15 protein-coding genes and 2 tRNA genes are annotated in these 19,756 nt (G+C 41.9%); 2 read left to right on the top strand and 15 right to left on the bottom strand.

The window, feature by feature from the left end; translation table 11 throughout:
- Nucleotides 1-16: 16 nt before the first annotated feature.
- Genes VJ786_RS11595 through VJ786_RS11585 form a run of 3 tightly spaced genes read right to left on the bottom strand, consistent with a single transcriptional unit; the run spans nt 17 to nt 2,506 of the window.
- Complete coding sequence (locus VJ786_RS11595; protein ID WP_336557767.1) at nt 17-787, bottom strand: DUF5683 domain-containing protein; 771 nt, start codon at nt 785-787, stop codon at nt 17-19.
- Entirely contained in the window at nt 787-1,707 is a 921-nt protein-coding gene (locus VJ786_RS11590; protein WP_099366730.1) for a ParB/RepB/Spo0J family partition protein, read from the bottom strand. Before VJ786_RS11590 ends, VJ786_RS11595 begins: the two co-directional genes overlap by 1 nt.
- Before the next feature lies 1 nt (nt 1,708).
- Nucleotides 1,709-2,506, bottom strand: coding sequence for a ParA family protein (locus VJ786_RS11585; RefSeq protein ID WP_099366731.1), 798 nt, complete (start codon nt 2,504-2,506; stop codon nt 1,709-1,711).
- A 216-nt stretch (nt 2,507-2,722) separates the two neighbouring features.
- Here VJ786_RS11585 and VJ786_RS11580 point away from each other — a divergent pair, with 216 nt between their 5' ends.
- Both VJ786_RS11580 and VJ786_RS11575 read left to right on the top strand, forming a co-directional pair.
- On the top strand, nt 2,723-3,244 hold the full coding sequence (locus VJ786_RS11580) for an NADPH-dependent FMN reductase (protein WP_336557766.1): 522 nt from the start codon (nt 2,723-2,725) through the stop codon (nt 3,242-3,244).
- Nucleotides 3,245-3,345: 101 nt separating this feature from the next.
- A complete protein-coding gene (locus VJ786_RS11575) occupies nt 3,346-4,038 on the top strand; it encodes a 3-keto-disaccharide hydrolase (protein ID WP_336557765.1) in 693 nt (230 codons plus the stop codon).
- Between the two features lie 415 nt (nt 4,039-4,453).
- On the opposite strand, the gene VJ786_RS11570 is transcribed toward VJ786_RS11575, so the two are convergent.
- From VJ786_RS11570 to VJ786_RS11515, 12 genes are all read right to left on the bottom strand, one after another.
- Nucleotides 4,454-4,528, bottom strand: a tRNA-Val gene (locus VJ786_RS11570).
- A gap of 44 nt (nt 4,529-4,572) precedes the next feature.
- Nucleotides 4,573-4,650, bottom strand: a tRNA-Val gene (locus VJ786_RS11565).
- 560 nt (nt 4,651-5,210) lie between these two features.
- Nucleotides 5,211-7,199, bottom strand: a complete 1,989-nt coding sequence (locus tag VJ786_RS11560; protein ID WP_336557764.1) for a putative porin — start codon at nt 7,197-7,199, stop codon at nt 5,211-5,213.
- Between the two features lie 53 nt (nt 7,200-7,252).
- Complete coding sequence (locus tag VJ786_RS11555) at nt 7,253-8,068, bottom strand: purine-nucleoside phosphorylase (RefSeq protein WP_336557763.1); 816 nt, start codon at nt 8,066-8,068, stop codon at nt 7,253-7,255.
- A 67-nt stretch (nt 8,069-8,135) separates the two neighbouring features.
- Nucleotides 8,136-9,647 (bottom strand): sodium:solute symporter, encoded by a 1,512-nt coding sequence (locus VJ786_RS11550; RefSeq protein WP_099366736.1) that lies wholly within the window; start codon nt 9,645-9,647, stop codon nt 8,136-8,138.
- 9 nt (nt 9,648-9,656) lie between these two features.
- Nucleotides 9,657-10,475: an N-acetylmuramic acid 6-phosphate etherase gene (murQ, locus tag VJ786_RS11545; RefSeq protein WP_336557762.1), complete on the bottom strand. Its 819-nt coding sequence runs from the start codon at nt 10,473-10,475 to the stop codon at nt 9,657-9,659.
- A gap of 85 nt (nt 10,476-10,560) precedes the next feature.
- Entirely contained in the window at nt 10,561-11,154 is a 594-nt protein-coding gene (locus tag VJ786_RS11540; RefSeq protein WP_336557761.1) for a polysaccharide deacetylase family protein, read from the bottom strand.
- Nucleotides 11,155-11,240: 86 nt separating this feature from the next.
- Nucleotides 11,241-13,043 carry a glycoside hydrolase family 9 protein gene (locus VJ786_RS11535; RefSeq protein WP_336557760.1) on the bottom strand — a complete coding sequence of 601 codons (1,803 nt, stop codon included), beginning with the start codon at nt 13,041-13,043 and terminating at the stop codon, nt 11,241-11,243.
- Nucleotides 13,044-13,085: 42 nt separating this feature from the next.
- Nucleotides 13,086-14,933 (bottom strand): outer membrane protein assembly factor BamB family protein, encoded by a 1,848-nt coding sequence (locus tag VJ786_RS11530; protein ID WP_336557759.1) that lies wholly within the window; start codon nt 14,931-14,933, stop codon nt 13,086-13,088.
- Between the two features lie 2 nt (nt 14,934-14,935).
- Entirely contained in the window at nt 14,936-16,387 is a 1,452-nt protein-coding gene (locus VJ786_RS11525) for a glycoside hydrolase family 10-like protein (RefSeq protein ID WP_336557758.1), read from the bottom strand.
- A 104-nt stretch (nt 16,388-16,491) separates the two neighbouring features.
- On the bottom strand, nt 16,492-17,910 hold the full coding sequence (locus tag VJ786_RS11520) for a DUF4623 domain-containing protein (protein WP_336557757.1): 1,419 nt from the start codon (nt 17,908-17,910) through the stop codon (nt 16,492-16,494).
- 31 nt (nt 17,911-17,941) lie between these two features.
- Nucleotides 17,942-19,744 (bottom strand): RagB/SusD family nutrient uptake outer membrane protein, encoded by a 1,803-nt coding sequence (locus tag VJ786_RS11515; RefSeq protein WP_336557756.1) that lies wholly within the window; start codon nt 19,742-19,744, stop codon nt 17,942-17,944.
- Between the last annotated feature and the right edge of the window lie 12 nt (nt 19,745-19,756).

Here is a 19,756-nt window from a genome sequence, read left to right as displayed (position 1 = left end):
TAAATTGGTTAATATTTTATTTTAACGTAAAAGTCATCTTGATACCCGGAGCGAACATGCTCTTTCCAGAAAAACCATTCATGCCCAGGGCATAGGAATTGGTCGGCATAAAGGTTGGTGACATTTTAAAGGAAAGGTCGTCACTCACGTTCCAACGGTTCTTAAGGATGGAATCCACATAGGCTTCCACGATATTCAAACCGTACCAGCCCAGGGTAACCAATACCGTAAGGTCTCGGTTTCGGCGGCCATAGTCCTTGAATTTGACCAAACCCGCTACATCCCAGTTGCTATCGATACCCAAAACCCCGTTCGATGGTTGACCTTCGGCTGCCCTATACTGCAATTCATCCAGAAATAGCTTATAATACCATTGCCAGTAATCAAACACGAAATAGGAAGCTACAAAACCCCCATAGATCACCGGAACCTTGATCCACCATAACCCTTGGTTGGTATATTGTCCCCAACCGGGTAGGATCATGGATCTCTTCCAGGCAACACGGGTCAGGCGTTCGATCTCCAAACGTGCAGAATCCTTTAAAATATCCTTGTAATAATATTTCGCACGTTCCTTTTCCGCCTTTTCTCGTGCCTTCCGCTCTGCTCTGGTTTCCTTTTTGGTCGTATCCTGTTGGGCAACCGATTTTAGCGTGTCCTGCGGATCGATCTTTTTCGTTGTATCCTGTAAAGCGACCTTTTTGGTTGGCGGAATGCTGTCTCTATTCTGTCCATAAACCAAGTTTATAGCCAACAACAATCCCAATAGCAAGATAATCCTTTGCATTACCAATCAAGTAATTCTAAAATACGGCTTAAATCATCTTCGGAATCAAAAGGAATTTCAATGGCTCCTTTTCCTTTGGTAGATTTCACATTCAGTTTAACACGGGTAGCGAATTTGGAAGCCAGATCATCCTCAATTTTTTGGTATTGGAATGTCAATGCTTTTTCTTTCTTACCCTTCTGTTTTTTATCCTTGGCTTGCTGCACCTCACGAACCAATTGTTCGGCGGTACGTACAGAAAGACCTTTCTCTACAATCTCTTTGAAGATATACAGCTGTTTGTCCACTTCGCCAACATTGATCAATGCGCGGGCATGACCCATCGTCAGATCGCCGTCGCGGATGGCTGCCTGAATCACCGGAGGTAATTTCAATAGACGCAGGTAGTTGGTTACTGTTGACCTGTTTTTGGAAACACGGTCGCCCAATTCTTCCTGTTTAAGGCTGCATTCTTCGATCATACGCTGAAAACTCAATGCAATCTCAATGGCATTCAGGTTTTCACGTTGTATATTTTCGATCAAGGCCATCTCCAACATCTGTTGGTCATTGGCAGTACGTACGTAAGCAGGGATCTCCGTGATACCGGCAAGCTTGGAAGCGCGTAATCTACGCTCTCCACTGATCAATTGGTATTCGTTTTTCGCTACTTGGCGTACGGTAATTGGCTGAATAAGGCCTTGAACTTCTATGGATTCCGACAATTCCCTCAGCGCTTGCTCATCAAAATCAGTACGTGGCTGAAAAGGGTTGATGGAAATTTGGTCTACTTTGATAAAATTGATACTACCAGCCGGACTGGTAGACGGTTTCGCTACAGGAACTTCAGCAGGCGTATTCTTTGCAATTCCGATATCATCTTGCTGCAATAAAGCGCCTAATCCTTTTCCCAATCCTGTTTTCCGCTGTAATGCTGCCATATTATGCTGTTACTGTTTGCGTATTTTCTTTTAATAATCCGTTTTTCTCTAATATTTCCCGAGCAAGGTTCAGGTAGTTGATTGCTCCTTTGCAGGAAGCATCGTGCATGATCACCGAAATACCAAAGCTTGGTGCTTCACTCAATCGGGTGTTACGCTGTATGATCGTATCGAAAACCAGATCATGGAAATGGGTCCTTACCTCTTCAACCACTTGATTGGATAGGCGCAGGCGCACATCGTACATGGTCAATAGAATTCCTTCGATCTCCAACGCCGTATTCAATCTGTTCTGAACGATCTTGATCGTATTCAATAGTTTACCCAATCCTTCCAAGGCGAAATATTCACATTGAACAGGGATAATCACCGAATCAGAAGCGGTTAGGGCATTGATGGTGATCAAACCTAAAGATGGTGAACAATCGATGATGATAAAATCGTATTCATCTTTCAGGCTATCCAAAACGCGTTTCATCTTATACTCCCGCTCTTCCAGGTTGATCATTTCGATCTCCGCACCGACCAGGTCGATATGCGCCGGAAGAAGGTCCAGATTTGGTGTGTCGGTATGTTGAACGGCTTCTTTTGGATCTAAGTCATTGATCAAGCATTCGTAGATGCTTGCTTTGATGCCACGCGGATCAAAACCAATCCCCGAAGTAGAGTTTGCCTGAGGATCTGCATCCACTAGCAACGTCTTGTATTCTAGAACGGCTAAACTTGCTGCAAGATTGATAGAAGTTGTCGTTTTACCTACTCCCCCTTTTTGATTGGCTATGGCAATAACTTTTCCCATTGTGTAATTCCTCGATTATGAAAACTAATTTTGAAGCGTCGATACGGACGTCCCTTGCAAAATAACATACTGCATCGATATATGATAATTAAATGATGTTAAATTTGCTACTTTTGGACAGTATCCTGCACATAACGCTCAGGATGCTAAGATACAAAAAATAGATTTAGGTAAGGATATCTATCTAACATGCTTTTTATAAGTAACATATAAACAATGAATTTAATTATATCCGGAACGAATAGAAAACATGCCAACTCCCTTAAGGTGGCAAAATTTTACCAAAAAGAACTCGCAGAACGCGGCGAAGAGTTCCAAATCCTGTCGATGGAAGAGCTACCGAGCAACCTCATGGAAACGGATCTTTTCGGAAAACGTTCGGAGGAATTTGCAGCTATACAGCAGCAGGTTTTTGATGCGGATAAATTTGTATTTATCATCCCTGAGTACAATGGAAGCTACCCAGGCGTGCTGAAATTATTCATTGATGCCTGCGCTTTTCCAAGTAGTTTTTACCATAAGAAAGCGGTATTGGTAGGGGTTTCTTCCGGGAAATATGGAAACATCCGTGGCGTTGATCATTTTACAGGGGTTTGTAATTACCTGCGTATGCATGTATTGCCCCTGAAGATCCATATCCCTCATATACAATCCGAATTGGATGAGCAATTGAATTTCCATGATCCCCTGACCTTAAAGTTCATCAACGAACAACTGGATGAGATCGTTAAATATTAAGTCTTTAGGGTTATTAAACAGTAAGCCTTTAGGGATATTAAACAGTTAGCCTTTAGGGATATTAAACACTAAGCCTGTAATGGTTTAAAAAATCTAAGTTTATGAAGCTTTTACAATCACTAGGAATACTTGTTTTGGCCGTTTTAACGGGATGCCAATCTGGTCAAAATGCCCAATCGGAAAACAGTTTCTTCAATGGGAAGGATTTGAGTGGGTTTCATGTGTTTAATCAGGGCAATGAACCATCCAAATGGAAGGTGGTCAATGGAGAGATCATCTGTGATCCTAAAGGTACAGGTGTTTTTGGTGATCTGATCACGGATAAGGAATATGAAAATTTTGAATTGGATTTTGAGTGGAAGGTTGGAAAAGGAGGAAATTCAGGCGTATTCATCAATGTAAAGGAAGATTCAAGCTTTGCGGCTACCTTTGCGACGGGATTGGAAATGCAATTGCTGGATAATGCGAATGCGGAACCTAGGCATCAAGTGGATTCTACGCATTGGGCAGGATGTTTATATGCCGTGGAATGTATCGGCAGTAACTCCAAGCCAAACTCTTATGGAGAATGGAATAAGGGCAAGATCAGACAAAAGGATGGTGAGGTTACTTTCTGGCTGAACGATAAGATCACCTTTCAAGAAAATGTGACTACAGAGGAATTTAAAGCGAAGGTCGCTACTACGAACATGAAGAATTACCCAAGCTTTGGGACGTTTAGAAAGGGAAAAATCGCCTTTCAGAACCATACTGATTCCGTAGGATTCCGGAATTTAAGGTTAAAAGAATTATAGTCGTTTATATGCAGCCTGTTTTTATAGATGCAGCTTGTTTTTTTAGATGCAGCTTGTTTTTTTAGATAGGTTCGGAGTAATAGCATACTGAAAGTATACCTAAAGTATGTAAAATGTATGTTCGGTATACTTTTTCCATACTTTAACCTGCCTTTAAGCATACTTAAAGCACGATTCTACCCCTAATAAAAACATATTTTGAATAGTCAGCATAGAATGAGTCCAGAGTAAATGGATAATAAAAGTTAGGATTAGTTGCGAGAGTCGCGTCATTGCGTGAGTCGCGTCATTGCGAGGAGGTACGACGAAGCAATCTTCACACTAATCGAAAGATTGCTTCGTCGTGCCTCCTCGCAATGACGTAAAAAAACATGTCCAATAAAAAAAAGCTCATCTTTCGATGAGCTTTCGTCTGTGGAGGCTACTGGATTCGAACCAGTGACCCTCTGCTTGTAAGGCAGATGCTCTGAACCAGCTGAGCTAAGCCTCCTTGTTTTTCCTTTTTTATTTTGAAACAGTTAAGGATTCTGTTTTTGGTGGAGGCTACTGGATTCGAACCAGTGACCCTCTGCTTGTAAGGCAGATGCTCTGAACCAGCTGAGCTAAGCCTCCTTTTTTCCGTCTTGCGGTGTGCAAATATAGGGCTAAAATCTGATTTACAAAATATTTTGAATCTTATTTTGATATTTTTTTAGCAATATATTCAAATACAAAGAGATAAATTTTGGATTTTTTTTTACGGGGATGGGTGTTTAAAGGGGATTGTTGTGCCTGCATTACCCGTGCCCCTATCAATAGCACGGGTAAACAGGACTTATGTAAGTTGAAACTATGTGCGTATTGCTGAGGTAAAGATATGGTTTATTTAGAATGATTATAAATAATTTGAAGGATTTTGTGTGATATGACATTGAGATTATTTATTACGCAAAACGGGAGGAGGAGTCATCCTGAGCGTAGTCGAAGGATCTGTACGGGTACCACATGTAGATGCTTCGACTTCGCTCAGCATGACATGTCTAAAGATTGCTTCGTTCCTCGCAATGACGATAGGCGCGCAAAGATAGGCGTGCAAAGATAGGCGTGCAAAGATAGTCGCGAAGAGATAGGCGCTCAAACATGGCCGCCATAGGTCTAACTACTAAATACTCACTACTAAATACTCCAAAAAACTAGTCATAAAACTTCCAGGAAACACCAAACCTCAAGAATGCAGGGTTCATCGGGTATCTTCTTACCGTATAATACCCATTCGGATAGATATGCTGATTCGCGAAATTATAACTCAAGAACAAATTAACCCTATCAATATTCGCTGTCAACCAAAAATCAACGATCGGATAGGTCGAAAATTCGATCCCTACATTATCATTATAAAACTGTCCTGCATTGATCGCATAGGAAGGGGTCTTAAATGGCGTATTAAACTTCACATCCATACCGATCCGAAAATCCATCACATTATACAGGATATTCGCATAGTATAGACTATGGAAAGTATACAACTCCGGCGTTGCCAACACATCCATGGCATCCGATTTCTGATAAACCACCATATTATCCAAGTGGAACTTCCGGAACTTAAAGTTCTGCCCTACGGTCAGTTTCAATAGGTTTAAGTTTCCAGCTTGGGTAGGCTTGATCTGCCTAGCGAAAAGAATATCATTGCTAGGGTTCTCCAACTCCCGGAAATACGTGTAATTATTGATCAGAAAGTACTCCGCCTTTCCACTAAATCCAATCTTTGAGTTCGAATAGGAAAAGGAAAGGTTCTGTGTTTTTATCTTATCCAGGTTAAGATCCTCTTCCCGCCAATTATGATAAGAAAGATTGGCATTCTGAAAAATCATTTCCGGCGATTTATTCTGCGAATAAGCGCCTATCCTCAATTTTCCGATTACATCACTCAGATGCACATCGGCATAAGCTTCATATAGGAAATCCCCAAAATTACGGCCCAACACGATCTGGTTAGCCGCAAAATTAAGATCCACCTTATCACTGAACTTATACCCTATCGACCCTTTCACCATGGAATTCTGATAGAAATTATTCATGAGCGAATCCGAATACCAGATCAGGTCATTTTGGAATCCCAGCTCCACCTTCGCCTCGTTCTTCAGATTCCTCCCTCGAAGGAAGAAAGAATAGGTAAAATCGTTGGTAATACTGGTTATCTTGGTCGTATCATCCACCCGCACCAATGAATCGGAAGGAAAGGCATTATACAAATCCGCCTGATTCTTAAAGAAGATAAATTTCTGCTGACGGATACTGGAATTATGGGCCACCACATTGGTTGGATGGATCTCCCCATCCGGACCATTACCATTCACCGTATCGATCCTGCCCAGATAATAGGACTGCCTTAGGAATAGGGCCATATCCTTCCATTTATTGAATGGTCTATTCGCCTGGGTTCCATTCAGTTTCACAGGATAACGAGAAGGCGAGGTATTATCAGACGTATCCCTAAATACGGTATCATTCAGGATGGAACCATTTTCAGTCGCATCCAAGGTGTTAAAAGTTAAGTTGGAAACCAGGTTATACCGCTTACTTGGCGATTCGTACCAGGCAAAAACGGCTCCCTTCCGATCGCTATAGGCCTGGTTGTTATAATAGCCATCCGTATTGGTTGCATGGTATTCTGCCCCAATATTCAGATGCGGATTGATATTCTGCGCTAACCGAGCTTTGAAAACCTGATCATCGAAAAAGAATCCTACTGCATATAATTCGGAGAATCTTGCCCTTGCCCTAAAATATTGGACAGAATCTGAAGTTACTAGATAACGCTCCAGGGCATGGTAACCCGATTGAAAACCAATCGACTTATTGGGGTTGAAGAGTAGATCTCTGGATGCCAGACCATAAGAACCTAAGTTTATGGTTGGGTTCCAAGGAAGATTCTGTTTATTGTAATACTGGAAATTAACGTGGGAGGTATCAAGCGCATAGGTCCTGGTCAGGCGTTTCAAGGTGGCCAGGTTGGTATACCTTACATATTTTGCCGTAAAAACCACAGAGTCCTTTTTATTGTCTTCTTTGTTCCTAGCGGAATCCAAGGCAGAACTAAATTCATCCTCGACCTGGGCATAAAGCTTAGGCGAAAGGCTAAACAACACTAATACAAACAATAACCGCTTAAGTATACTCATGTAAGGACCGATACAAAAATTTAATTCAGCAAAAATAGTTCAAAAAAGCAGAATTATTGCAATGCGATTAATTCTTTTAATATACTTGTCATTTTTGGTTCTGCTTCTGCCGCTACTGCAACGATTTCATCCAAAGAAACAGGTTGTAGGTTTTCGTGGAATCCCTCATCGGTAATCACGGAAATAGCAAATACCGGAATTCCCATATGATTGGCCACGATAACCTCCGGAACGGTACTCATGCCAACGATATCGCCGCCTATGATGCGCATATATCGATACTCAGCACGGGTTTCCAAGTTGGGACCTGGCGCAGAGACATAAACCACCTTATGGGCTTTGATCTGCAATTTATTGGCAATTTCAAGACCTTGCTTCAACATATCGAAATTATAGGGCTGGCTCATATCCGGAAAACGCGGACCAAACTCTTCATTGTTCCTTCCCCGTAATGGATTATCGGGCAAGAGATTGATATGATCTTCAATGATGCCTATATCGCCCTTTTTGATCTCCGGATTTAGGGATCCGGAGGCATTGGAAACAAACAGTTTCTGTATGCCCAATGCTTTCATCACGCGAATAGGAAAAGTGATCTCCTGCATACTGTATCCCTCATAGTAATGTAGACGCCCTTGCATGGCCACTACATTTTTCCCATTGAGCTTTCCGAAGATCAATTTACCGGTATGGAATTCAACCGTTGAAATCGGGAAGTTCGGGATATTGGAATACATCATCTGATGCTCCACGTCGATCTCGTTGACTAATTTACCTAGACCAGTGCCTAAGATGATACCAAATTCGGGATTAAATTCGCCTATTTTGCGGCGTATAGCTAGTATGGATTCTTGAATCTGTTGATACATGTGTGCAAAAAAACTTTATAATCAAACTTACATTTATTTTTTTGCACACACAAATCAGCAAATAAGGCTAACGACTTCCTGCAATCTTGCCTTCTACCTTACCTGGGGAGGTAAGCAATAAAAGAAGGTAAGTTACCAGTCCGTTATATACGATCAGTTCAAACCCGATCTTATAGTTCGTATGCGGCAACACATAGGTTGTCAACAAGAACATCAGAATAGGTGATAAGACACAGATCAGAGGGACCAAATTGTCATTTACACGACGTTTGGTCAGGATTCCGAAGGAGAATAAGCCCAATAAAGGACCATAGGTATATCCTGCGATCTTGAAGATGGCAGAGACCACCGATTCATCGTTGATCCAATGGAACAACAAGATCACCAAAAGCATAACCACGGAGAATGCCAGGTGCACCATATTACGTTGTTTCACCAATTTTGGATCATTCGGATTTTCCTTTTTGTTGAAGTTCAGGAAGTCTACACAGTAGGATGTGGTCAATGCAGTTAGAGCGGAGTCTGTTGTAGCAAACGTTGCTGCTGTTAAACCCATCATAAAGATGATCCCTGGTAATAAGGTTAAATGACGCAATGCAATTTCAGGGTATAAATAATCGGATTTACCCAGTTCGGCCAAGGTGATTCCGTTCGCTTCTGCATAGAAATACAACAAAGCACCTACGGCTAGGAAGAACAGGTTGATAACCACGAAAATACTGGTGAATACCATCATGTTTTTCTGCGCTTCGCCAATGGTTTTCATACTCAGGTTCTTCTGCATCAAATCCTGATCGAGACCCGTCATCGCAATGGTGACGAAGATACCGCCAATGATATGTTTCCAGAAGTTACGGGTATCTCCCAATAGGTTTTCCCAGATAAAGATCTTGGAATAAGAACTTTCCTTCACTTTTTCAAAAGCTTCGAAAACGGTCAATCCAAGACCATCGGCCATGAAATAAATAGAAAGGATAACCGCCAAAAGAAGGAATGTGGTTTGTAAGGTATCTGTGATAATGATGGTCTTAAGACCACCTTTATTGGTATAAAGCCAGATCAGCACCAAACACACCGAAACGGTTAAGAAGAAAGGTACATTCCAGGCATCAAAGATATAGCGCTGTAATACGATAGCTACCAAGTATAAACGGAATGCGGATCCTATGGTCCTGGAGATCAAGAAGATCATCGCTCCAGATTTATAGGATTTATGCCCTAAACGTTCCTCCAAATAGGTATAGATGGACGTCAGGTTCATCCGATAATACAAGGGCAACAGGACATAGGCAATGATGACAAAGCCGATGGCATTTCCGAGTACGAACTGGAAATAACTGAAGTTATTGGGATCGGTCATTCCACCAGGGGTATTTCCTACATCTCCAGGAACGGAGATAAAGGTTACTCCTGATAGGGCCGTACCGATCATCCCGAAGGCAACCATATACCATTTGGCATTGCGGTTGGCAACGAAAAAGGTAGAGTTATCGGCAGAACCCTTGGAGGTAAAATAAGATACCGCCAAGAGAATTCCGAAGTACACGACCAGGAAGGTTAATAAAATACTAGGTGACATATTGGGTGTTTACTGTTTGTTTTTCAGATTGTAGTTATCGATCGCTTTACGTACATTTCCGAATTCTTCGATCAATGCAGATGCTGTTTCCTCATCCGTTCCGGTTTCGGCCATCACCATACGAACGCCTCTACCGACTAATTTATGGTTTGACAATTGCATATCCACCATCTTATTGCCCTTTACACGCCCTAATTGAATCATTACAGCGGTACTGATCATGTTCAACACCAATTTTTGGGCAGTACCCGCTTTCATCCGGGTGGAACCTGTAACAAACTCAGGTCCTACGATCACTTCAATTGGATATTGCGCACGAGCAGCAATAGGTGAATTGCCATTACACACGATACAGCCAGTTGCAATGCCTTTGGCATTTGCTGTTTTAAGCCCACCGATCACATATGGAGTCGTACCAGAAGCAGCAATACCGATCACCACATCATTCGGGTTGATCGCATATTCCTCCAGGTCTATCCAAGCTTGGTTCATATCGTCTTCCGCAAACTCAACTGCTTTACGGATTGCAGAATCCCCTCCAGCAATTAAACCAATTACCCAATCGAAAGGAACGCCATAGGTTGGCGGACATTCAGAAGCATCCAAAATACCTAACCGACCACTCGTCCCAGCACCGATATAAAATAATCGTCCACCTTTTTTCATCCGTGAAACAATAACTTTTACCAATGCCTCGATTTGAGGAATAACTTTCTCTACCGCCAACGGAACGGTCTTATCTTCTTGATTAATGTTACTTAGGATCTCGTTGACCGACATTTTGTCTAGGTCTTGATAATTCGAATCCTTCTCCGTTGTGTTGATCATAGCCTTCTGCATGTGCAATACTTTCAATAACTTTCCGTAAATATGCGACTTTTTAATAAAAAACGCAAAAACCCGCATGCTAAATTTATATTTCGTTTAGCGGCACGAATTTATAATTTTTATCTTTCAGTCCTTTAATCAATTTTTCCAACTGATTAAAAAATTTATCCGTTCTGTCCGGGTCCGACCCGATATGGATAATAATAATAAAACCATTTAATCCGAACTGACTTTCATGTTTGTACAGTTGCTCCAATATTGCTTCTGAACTCATATACTTATTTCCCATCGCTGGGAAGGTATAATCAGCAGCCGTTCGTAATCCTGGTGTGAAATTGTATAAAACTAGGTTAACATCTTTGGCCCATTCTGTAATGGTTTTATTGTACCATTCATAGGGCGCCACAAATTTATCAATGTTTTGAATACCTAGTGCATGAAGTTTGGAAATGTTTTCAGTTAAATCTTTGTTAAAAACTTCTTTTGTAACAAGTAGACTGTCTCTTTTTTCCCAAGTAGCATATAATAAGTGCTGATCCGAATGTGGACCAACCTCATGCCCTTCTTTATACATGTTCTTCAACAGGTTCGCAGATTTCCTATCTTCCAGGAATCTCCCGGTCACAAAAAAGCTTCCTTTGATGTAGTTTTTGTTCAGGGCTTTCCGAATAGTGCCCAATCCTTCCCGAAACTCATCTCCGGTAAAGATCAGACTGATCTGCTTTTTATGTTCATCCCCACGGATTATTGCCCCGTGGGAATCAATTACTCTTTTTTTTTTGATTCACTCTCTTTGGCTGACAAGAGGTAAATCAACGATGCCGTACCATCCATGGTCGGTTCATTGGTGCTGTAATCCCCAAAATCGTCATGATAAACCACCAGATCGCTCTGGAATTCCGCGTATTCATCAGGGTTTATCAATTTGATGCCGATCAGGTTCTGGTAGATACTGGAATAGACCGGTCCGTCCACCAGACCACCATCTATGGGATAAGCGTGTAAATAGGTAAACGCTGAATGTGGGTCGATTGGTGTGTCGCCATCGGCCGGCAGGCCATAAACCATGCTTGTGCCCCAAGGATTTACGCCAAACAACCAATCTATATTTGCCTGTTCCAATTCCTCAAAAGATTTATCGCCACTCTGTTCTTTGTACCAATGGCATTGGATAGCAAAGGAGGTGGTGAGGTTGTTGCTGCACCAGATGAATGGAACGCCGCGGTAGAACATATTCTCTTGTGCCCTATCCCACACCTGTTCGATTCCTTTTTTATAATAGGTTAGCACTTCTTTCTTGCTGGATCTATCCCCTTGTTTTGCCAGTTCATAATGGCCAAGATTGATAAAGGGATAATATTGGTAATGATTGGCCGTATCACGGATCATCCAAGGCGTAATGTTCTCTTGGCGGGCATAGTTCAATGCCTTGTTCAAGTGCTGTTGATCTTGGGTAAGACCAAACATACTGGCTTCCGCTAATTCCATATCATCAACCCAATTGTCCTCGGCATAGATATAGGGCGATTTTACAGATACGGTCTGGGTTACACCGGGTTTGATATGGGCATATTGATAGGCTGTAAGCGCTTTTTCTTTTAGCATCTGTGCAAAAGCCTGGTCTTTTTGTTGGTAGAGTTGGTGACCCAAACCAAAAGCGGAAACAAACTTTGCCGCTGTTGAACTGGTACCGGTGGTATTGTTGAGGAATTTACCCCGCTGTTGTGGTTGACCATCAATAAAATAAACCGGTCTTTCATGGCCACGGCCATAGATAGAATCCTGTCCGGGCATGCGCAGTTTGATATGATCGCGATCATCGGCGATCTGGTTGAACATGATGTTAGGTTTTGGATGCATTTTGAGCAACCAATCCAGTCCCCATTTTGCTTCATCCAGCACATCGGCAATGCCGTTTTTCCCGTCCAGGCCATTGGCTTGCTTTTGATCGCCAAAAACCTGCGGAAAATCACGATATGCCGCTAAGAGATGGTAAGTGGCATTCGCAGAGGTAGTAGCATATTGCAGGTAATCGGAAGCATCATGCCATCCCCCTCCCACATCGACGCGGGTACTATCTGGCATTCCTACCGAACTGGCATACATGGTAAACCCATCATGGGTATGACAGCTGTCTTTTAAGAATGGATTGAACAGGGTCCTTTGCTGCCGCATATATCTTAATGCAAAGTCGGCAGTACCCTCATACACCTGCTCATTGATCTTAAATGCTGGAGATTTTGTTCCATCATCGCTTAGGATATAGAATGTTCCATTTCCTTTAAATGCAGAAAAGTCTAATCGATATCCCTTCTGAAATGGACCATATTTTCCAAAGGTTTTACCTGCTTTGTTGGTATACACCACTTTCTGGCTATCGGAATTGATCAGTTGGAACCGTTTGACTTCGCTGTTTGCTTTGGAAACCCAAACTGCCACCTTTTTCTGTTGTGGAAGGTAGCCCAATTGGTTCACCCTGATCCATGATTGTTCCTGCGCAAACCCATGGTGGGAAAACGCTGAAAGCAGTAATAGACAGAAAAGTATAAAGCATGTAGGTTTATTCATAGGTTAACCGATTATTTCATGTTGAACATGAAAACAATGTTATCAATAGGATAGCATGACAATCTTGCCATCCATGCTGCTAAATACAATTTTATTTTTTAGGACCAATGGCGGATTGATCATGCCATTGGAGACTTTATATTGCCATGCCGTTTCCCCAGATTTGGACAGTACGGCTGTCATCAATCCTTTATCGGAAGGCATAAATGTTAATTTCTTATCCGAATAGATAGCCGTTGGTGCCAATTCGTAAGGCAACCTTACTTTGGCTTTCCAAGTGATATCCATATTTTCGGAATTAACCGGAACTCCGATCAATTCGCCATCCATGGTTTTTGCATAGACCATCTGATGATCTGCCGATAACCCTAGGGATTCTCTCACACGGTAATCATCCTTTTTCTCTCGCCAGATTGTTTTTCCGGTCTGAAGATCGATGGCCGTCATGTACCGATCAGGTGCTACGATGAATACGCGGTTATTGGCCACAACAGGATAAACTGCTGCGGCAGAGAACATGCGGTTCTGATGCCCGTTGCTCCACTCCCATTCCAATTTACCTGTTTGTTGGTTCAGGGCATAAAAGCCATTGCTCCAACTGCCAAAAAACACCTTTCCATCGGCTAGGGTCGGTTGGGTGGATACATATCCTTTTACCGAACTGAAAGACCAAATGACCTTTCCGGTCTTGACATCAATCGCCCAGAAAACACCCTCAGAACCCCCAATGAAGGCTTTGCCATTGGCAACTGCAGGAGACCCTAAAACGGCTTTTGTCGCTTCGATCTTCCATTTTAGTTGACCTGTTTTCGCATCAAGGCCATAGATATAGTGGTCGGAAGATCCTACCACAACTATTCCTTGATGCACCATAGGCGTAGAATAGACTTTTCCGCCAGTTTTATAGGTCCAAGCTTTTTTACCGGTTTTTAAGTTCAGGGCATAAACTTCGCCAACGGTGTTGGCCGTAAATAAATGCTTTTTATCTGCACTGATGCCGGCACCGATATCCCCATGGTCCTCATATTCCCAAACGAGTCGGGCTTTCGAGGTTTTATTGACGGAGTAATCGGGTCTTTTTATTTGCTGATTGTTACTTGCTGTAAGTTGCTTTAAAGGCAGTTTCAGCCAATAATCCATGGTTTGGAGCAAAGGCTTACGAACCTGAAAGAACACAGAATCCTTACTGATGGTGAGGATATTGTATCCACCTACCGCATCTTTAGCGCGCAGATTGGATCGTACCATCACGCCGGGAATCCTTTCCCAGTCGTACAATTTATTGATATGCCCATGTCCGCAGGTTGCCAATTGCACATTCCGCGTTTTTAGGCGATCGATAGCTTCATACCAGTTGTTCAGTGAAGAATCAAGTGGGTAATGGTTAATCGCAATAAGGGGTTTGGAGGCATCGGGATTTGCTTTGAAAACCGAATCCATCCAAACGAGGTTTTCACGGGGGATTTGCCCAGGGCTCATCCGCATATTTGGTCCCGAAGTGGTTCCGATGAACTGAAATCCTTTATGTTCGAAGAAGAACATTTCTCCGCCAAATACTTTGCGGAAGCTATTGGCGCCACTTTCGGACCAATTACTGTCGTGGTTCCCCGGAACGACATACAGGGGCAATTGGAGGCTATCCAAAATTCTTTTGGCCAACGCTAATTCCTCATCAGAACCGAATTCCGTGACATCTCCGGAAAGAATGACGAAGTCGATATCCTTTTGCTGATTAAGATCAGCAACGGTTCTTCGAAGATCATCTGCTCCAGTAGATCCACCCACGTGGGTATCGGTTACCTGTGCAAACTTGAAGGTTTGGGCGGTTAACGCCGATGTGCAGCATAAAAACAATGCACAAAAAGCCGACTTAATGATGGATTTCCTCATTTTTATTTTTGTAATAACTCGGATTCTTTACTTTCTAGGTTATCTACATTTAAACCGGTTACACAATAGAAACCTGATTTTGATATTTGCATTTTATTTTCAGTGGTCACTCCTACCAGCTCGCCTGTCGCAGTTTTGCTCGAGAAATAATAAACTGCTGATCGGGTATTGTTTGTCGCTGCAGTCCAGGTTATTTCAGAACCTGTGATTTTTACATTGGTTGGGGTAGTTGGTTTTGCGGCTACTTCACGTCCAAAGAATGGCATCAGCACATCTTTAGCATAAAGTTCCTTGATCTTGTCGGTAATTGCAACCTTATTTGTCATGATACTCTTCATGCTGTACATGACACTACCGAATACCCGGTCGTTGTTTCTGGTCAGGTTAAACTGTCTTTGTAATTCATCGGGACTTTGGAAAGCGGCTCCCATTGCTGGATCACCGAATTTGTAGGCCGCATGGCCAACCACTACCTTAGCTTGACCACGGAACTGAACCCAAGTGGCTAGATTACGTTCGAAAGGATTATATTGATTTCCAATTTCTTGGTATAATTGAGGCATTACAATGTCCACCCAACCGGAGGATGTCCATTTTGCAATATCCGCAAATAACACATTGTAGTTATTGTCTTTGTTAGGAGCAGGTGATACGGAAAATACCACTGCTGGTTTGGTTGCTTTGATGGTATTATAAACTCCTTCAATAGCTTTATCTACATTTCCACGACGGAAATTTTCTTTGGATGAATAGCCGGCTCCATATTTGGTATACTCGGCGTCATCATTATGGTTCTGTCCTTCCGGATAGAAATAATCATCGAAATGAATACCATCCACATTGAACTTGGTGATGAGATCCTTGACGATATCGTTTAGTCGCTGTCTTACTTCAGGGACTGCTGGATTATAGATACGGATAGTTTCGTAATCTTTTACCCAAGATGCATCGATGGATGCATGTAGTGCAGGGAAAGCTGTAGCGCTTGAAGCACGTGTAGAAATACGGTATGGGTTGATCCATGCATGGAATTCCATTCCGCGGGCATGTGTTTCATCGATTAAGAATTTCAACACATCATAACCTGGATCTACGCCTCTGGTACCGGAGATAGCAGCAGACCATGGTTCATAAGGAGAATTGTAGAAGGCATCTCCCATACCTTTAACTTGAAATACAACCGCGTTGAATTTCAATTCTTTTAATTTATTTAACTGCTCGATATATTTTTGCTTCTGCGCAGCTTCACCGCGGATTCCTGGCCAATCCAATTCCCATACGGTAGCTACCCAAGCTGCTCGCATTTCCTTTCCGGGAAATTTCAGGGTGCTAACTGGAGGTTCTGGTTCAGGTTCAGGATTTGGTGTAACAGGGTCAGAGTCCTTACTACAACTTACTAACAACAAAGTCCATGATAGGAAAAGGCAAAGGTATAAAGAGAGTTTTTTCATCATAATAAAAGTAAAAGGTTCAATAAAAAGATGAAAGGACATCCTGCTCAAATAGTAGAACTAAATTTGCATAACAGATGCCCTTTCACCATATATAAGACTTAAAGTTAATCCTCTAGTACATTAATAGGGAATTCCACGATGGTAAAACCAGCATCAGAGGTTGCCCCATAGATCATTAATTTTTCATCTTTTCCTTCGGCATTCTTCACAATATGGAAACCAGATTGTGTACCAGGAGCTGTATTGGCATTTCCTGAGATACCAAACTCATATACCGGTTTTTTATCTCCTTGCTCGAATGCAGTTAATGCATCAACGATGCTAGCGCCTCTCGTAATGTTGTAAACACGCATTACGGCATCAACAGCTGCACCACCACGTGGAACAGTAACAACCAATAAATAGCGTTCGCCGTTGAATTCAATAACACGAGGGTCACCGGAGTGTACCGGAATTGAGCTTGCTCCCATAGAATAGCTTACTCCACCTCCATTATTGGCAACAGAGATCACTTTATCATGTCCAGTAACAAAGAAGTTCTCCGAATTTCCAATGCGGTTATAATAAGACCATTGGCCATACGTAGCAACGGTATTAAATGCTACCGTTTCGGTTACATTCTTATAGTTCTCAATTTTCAAACGCATCACCTGGGTTCCGCCACTAATAAAGAAGGCATAACCATTGCCGCTTGCATCTAATCCGATAGAGAAGTTATCTCCATGACGAGCACCAGATCCGGCAATTGATCCAACATTGATATTAGCAATTACCTGAGGAGCTGCTGCAGGATCTTCCCACAAATACAGTTTCAAAGGTGATGCTCCAGAGGTAGATAAACTAGCCACATAGGTACGACCATTCACTTGGGCTCCCATATTAACTGGGAAAGTACCACCTGTTACACCCGTAGTGTTTACCTGGATCGGTTTGATTTGATTGTTTTTCAAATCTTCCACATTTAATAAATGAACTCCAGGGGTTCCTCTAGAGATTATTAATACATGTTTTCCATCGAATCCCGTTCCACGGACCAATCCACCTGAGAATGCAGTGTATGCGGCATTTCCAACTGGATTTGAAGAGTAATCATATACCGTAGGTTTTCCGAAATCTGCTCCAAAAACAGGAACATCGAAACGGATTACTGCTTTATATTCCTTAAAACGAGGAGAGTTAACCACTTTTAGAAAGATATCCTTAGAAGCATCCCCACTTTGAAATGGAATGGCAATGGTATCTTTTTCCAGTTTCGCACCTTCAGAAGTTTCTGCTTCAAAGATTACACCTGAAAAGTCGGTTAGGGTATCCAATCTTGGAAAGGTAATCGTTTTGGTTTTTTCATCAATGGATCCTTCCAAAACTTCGTTTCCTAGCGGTCCAGCATTAACGATCTTAATGGATTTAAGATCGGTATATTTATCGGATTCCATATTTTTTGGGAAATCCTCCGAACAAGAAGTAAATCCTACAAAACTTACAAAAGCTAGTAGTATACCTCCTATTGTTTGATTAAAATTCATTTTCATCTTGATCATCAATTAAGATTCATAATTAGTTCTGAGGCCAACCTTCTGTTTGATCCAACGTATAACCTGCCGCCTCATATTCATTGATCTGATTAGAGCCTATTGGAGATAAGTAAGGATTGATATTCGTTTGGTTGTAGAAAGGTAAACGGTCCTTGTTCAGTGTATATCTGTAAAAACCTTTCATTTTGTCTTTACTAGTAGGGTCACTTGGATTATAAACCTCTATTTGGCCGTTTAATTTCACGACAGAAACAGTAGCTTTCAATTCTCCAGGAGCTTCTGTTGGGAAGTTAACCCATCCACCTGCTAAAAGATCTGGATTTTGTTCCGTATCCATGTATTGCAATTTCGACCATCTTCTCAGATCAGCTAAACGAGAATCCTCAAAAGTCATCTCCATACGACGCTCTCTACGGATTTCCCATAACAAAGGACTTACCGTTACATCACGATCAGGATCTGAAGGTAATGCCCCGATGTTCATTGCCGCTGTTTTCTTCACGCCTTTTGCAGCAGCATCTGCTGCGATTGGTCTATTTCTGATTTTATTTATCGAAGCATCGATATCTGCTTGGGTAACTGCTGGACCACCAAGGGTAGCCAATTCAGCCTTAGATTCGATCCAGTTCAATAGCACCTCTGCATATCTCAATACCGGAGCATCCGTCACGTTATTTGCACCCGAAAACTCAGTACCTGGAGAGCCTCCTGCTGCAACGCGAGCTTCCACATCCCTTGGTAAGAACTTAGTAATGTACATAAATGATGCACGGTTCTTAGGTGTAGGATTCGTATGGAAAGTAGCTTCAAAACGCGAATCTCTGTTTTTAACCATTTCCACATTAGTGAAATCAGAAGCTTTTGTAGAATCTGAATTTTGCCAAACTTTACCATCTGTACAGATATACGATTTCAATAGGTCTGCTGTAGGACCATAAGTAACATTATCTGATAAATTATGAATGGATAAGATGGAATGTCTAATCGCTAAAGCCGCATCATATTGTCTATAAAGGATCATATCTTTATTTCCGGCTAAATTATCGGATGTGAATTGAGATGTGTAATCCGTAACGATATCATATCTACCGCTACTTTTCACCATTTCTCCAGCCTCAACCGCCAATTCAAAGAATTTCTTAGCTCTTTCATCATTCTTATAATAATATTTTTGCCAAGAACCTTCCGACATAGCGATTTTAGAAATAAAACCTGCCGCGATAAATTTATTTACTGTTTGAGCACCATCATTTGCACGAATATTTTCCATTGCAAATTTCATGTCCTCATAAACAGCATCCATCACTTCATTCCTTGGTGTTCTTTTCTTATAAAGTTCATCAAGTTCGGTATCATCTATAGGTCTATCGTAATATGGAACATCGCCATAAGCATAAACCAAATCCCAATAACGCATCGCTCTAAAGAAGCGACCAATACCGATCCAGTGGTTAAAAGCTTCTGGTGCAAGAACATCTTGCATTCTAGTCTGAATCCGGTCGATCATAATGTTCAATGAACGAACCGTGGTATAGCTCCAGATTGCACTTACCGGCACCGATCTAGTGAATTGAGATTGGTTGCCTTGGTATAGCACATCGTCACTAAAGGTATAGGACGCTAAAAGTGCTCCATCTGTACTAAAACCTAATCCATAACCTGGGAAAAAGGTGGTATAATATTGTCTGGCATATAGACGTACATTATCTTCTGTTGTCCATGCAGTTTCGTCATTTGCCTGCGTAAGCTGAGGTCTGTCTAAGAATTTCTCACAACTGGTGAAAAATAAAGCTGCCGCAACGAATAAACTATATTTAATTTTCATAATAATTTCCTC

This window comes from Sphingobacterium tenebrionis (assembly GCF_037126265.1).
Classification (GTDB): Bacteria; Bacteroidota; Bacteroidia; order Sphingobacteriales; family Sphingobacteriaceae; genus Sphingobacterium; species Sphingobacterium tenebrionis.
This window is presented reverse-complemented; position numbering and strand designations above follow the sequence as displayed.

Coding starts and splice junctions, on each gene's coding strand:
- VJ786_RS11595 (WP_336557767.1), bottom strand. CDS start 787: ATGCAAAGGATTATCTTGCTATTGGGATTGTTGTTGGCTATAAACTTG.
- VJ786_RS11590 (WP_099366730.1), bottom strand. CDS start 1,707: ATGGCAGCATTACAGCGGAAAACAGGATTGGGAAAAGGATTAGGCGCT.
- VJ786_RS11585 (WP_099366731.1), bottom strand. CDS start 2,506: ATGGGAAAAGTTATTGCCATAGCCAATCAAAAAGGGGGAGTAGGTAAA.
- VJ786_RS11580 (WP_336557766.1), top strand. CDS start 2,723: ATGAATTTAATTATATCCGGAACGAATAGAAAACATGCCAACTCCCTT.
- VJ786_RS11575 (WP_336557765.1), top strand. CDS start 3,346: ATGAAGCTTTTACAATCACTAGGAATACTTGTTTTGGCCGTTTTAACG.
- VJ786_RS11560 (WP_336557764.1), bottom strand. CDS start 7,199: ATGAGTATACTTAAGCGGTTATTGTTTGTATTAGTGTTGTTTAGCCTT.
- VJ786_RS11555 (WP_336557763.1), bottom strand. CDS start 8,068: ATGTATCAACAGATTCAAGAATCCATACTAGCTATACGCCGCAAAATA.
- VJ786_RS11550 (WP_099366736.1), bottom strand. CDS start 9,647: ATGTCACCTAGTATTTTATTAACCTTCCTGGTCGTGTACTTCGGAATT.
- murQ (WP_336557762.1), bottom strand. CDS start 10,475: ATGATCAACACAACGGAGAAGGATTCGAATTATCAAGACCTAGACAAA.
- VJ786_RS11535 (WP_336557760.1), bottom strand. CDS start 13,043: ATGAATAAACCTACATGCTTTATACTTTTCTGTCTATTACTGCTTTCA.
- VJ786_RS11530 (WP_336557759.1), bottom strand. CDS start 14,933: ATGAGGAAATCCATCATTAAGTCGGCTTTTTGTGCATTGTTTTTATGC.
- VJ786_RS11525 (WP_336557758.1), bottom strand. CDS start 16,387: ATGATGAAAAAACTCTCTTTATACCTTTGCCTTTTCCTATCATGGACT.
- VJ786_RS11520 (WP_336557757.1), bottom strand. CDS start 17,910: ATGAATTTTAATCAAACAATAGGAGGTATACTACTAGCTTTTGTAAGT.
- VJ786_RS11515 (WP_336557756.1), bottom strand. CDS start 19,744: ATGAAAATTAAATATAGTTTATTCGTTGCGGCAGCTTTATTTTTCACC.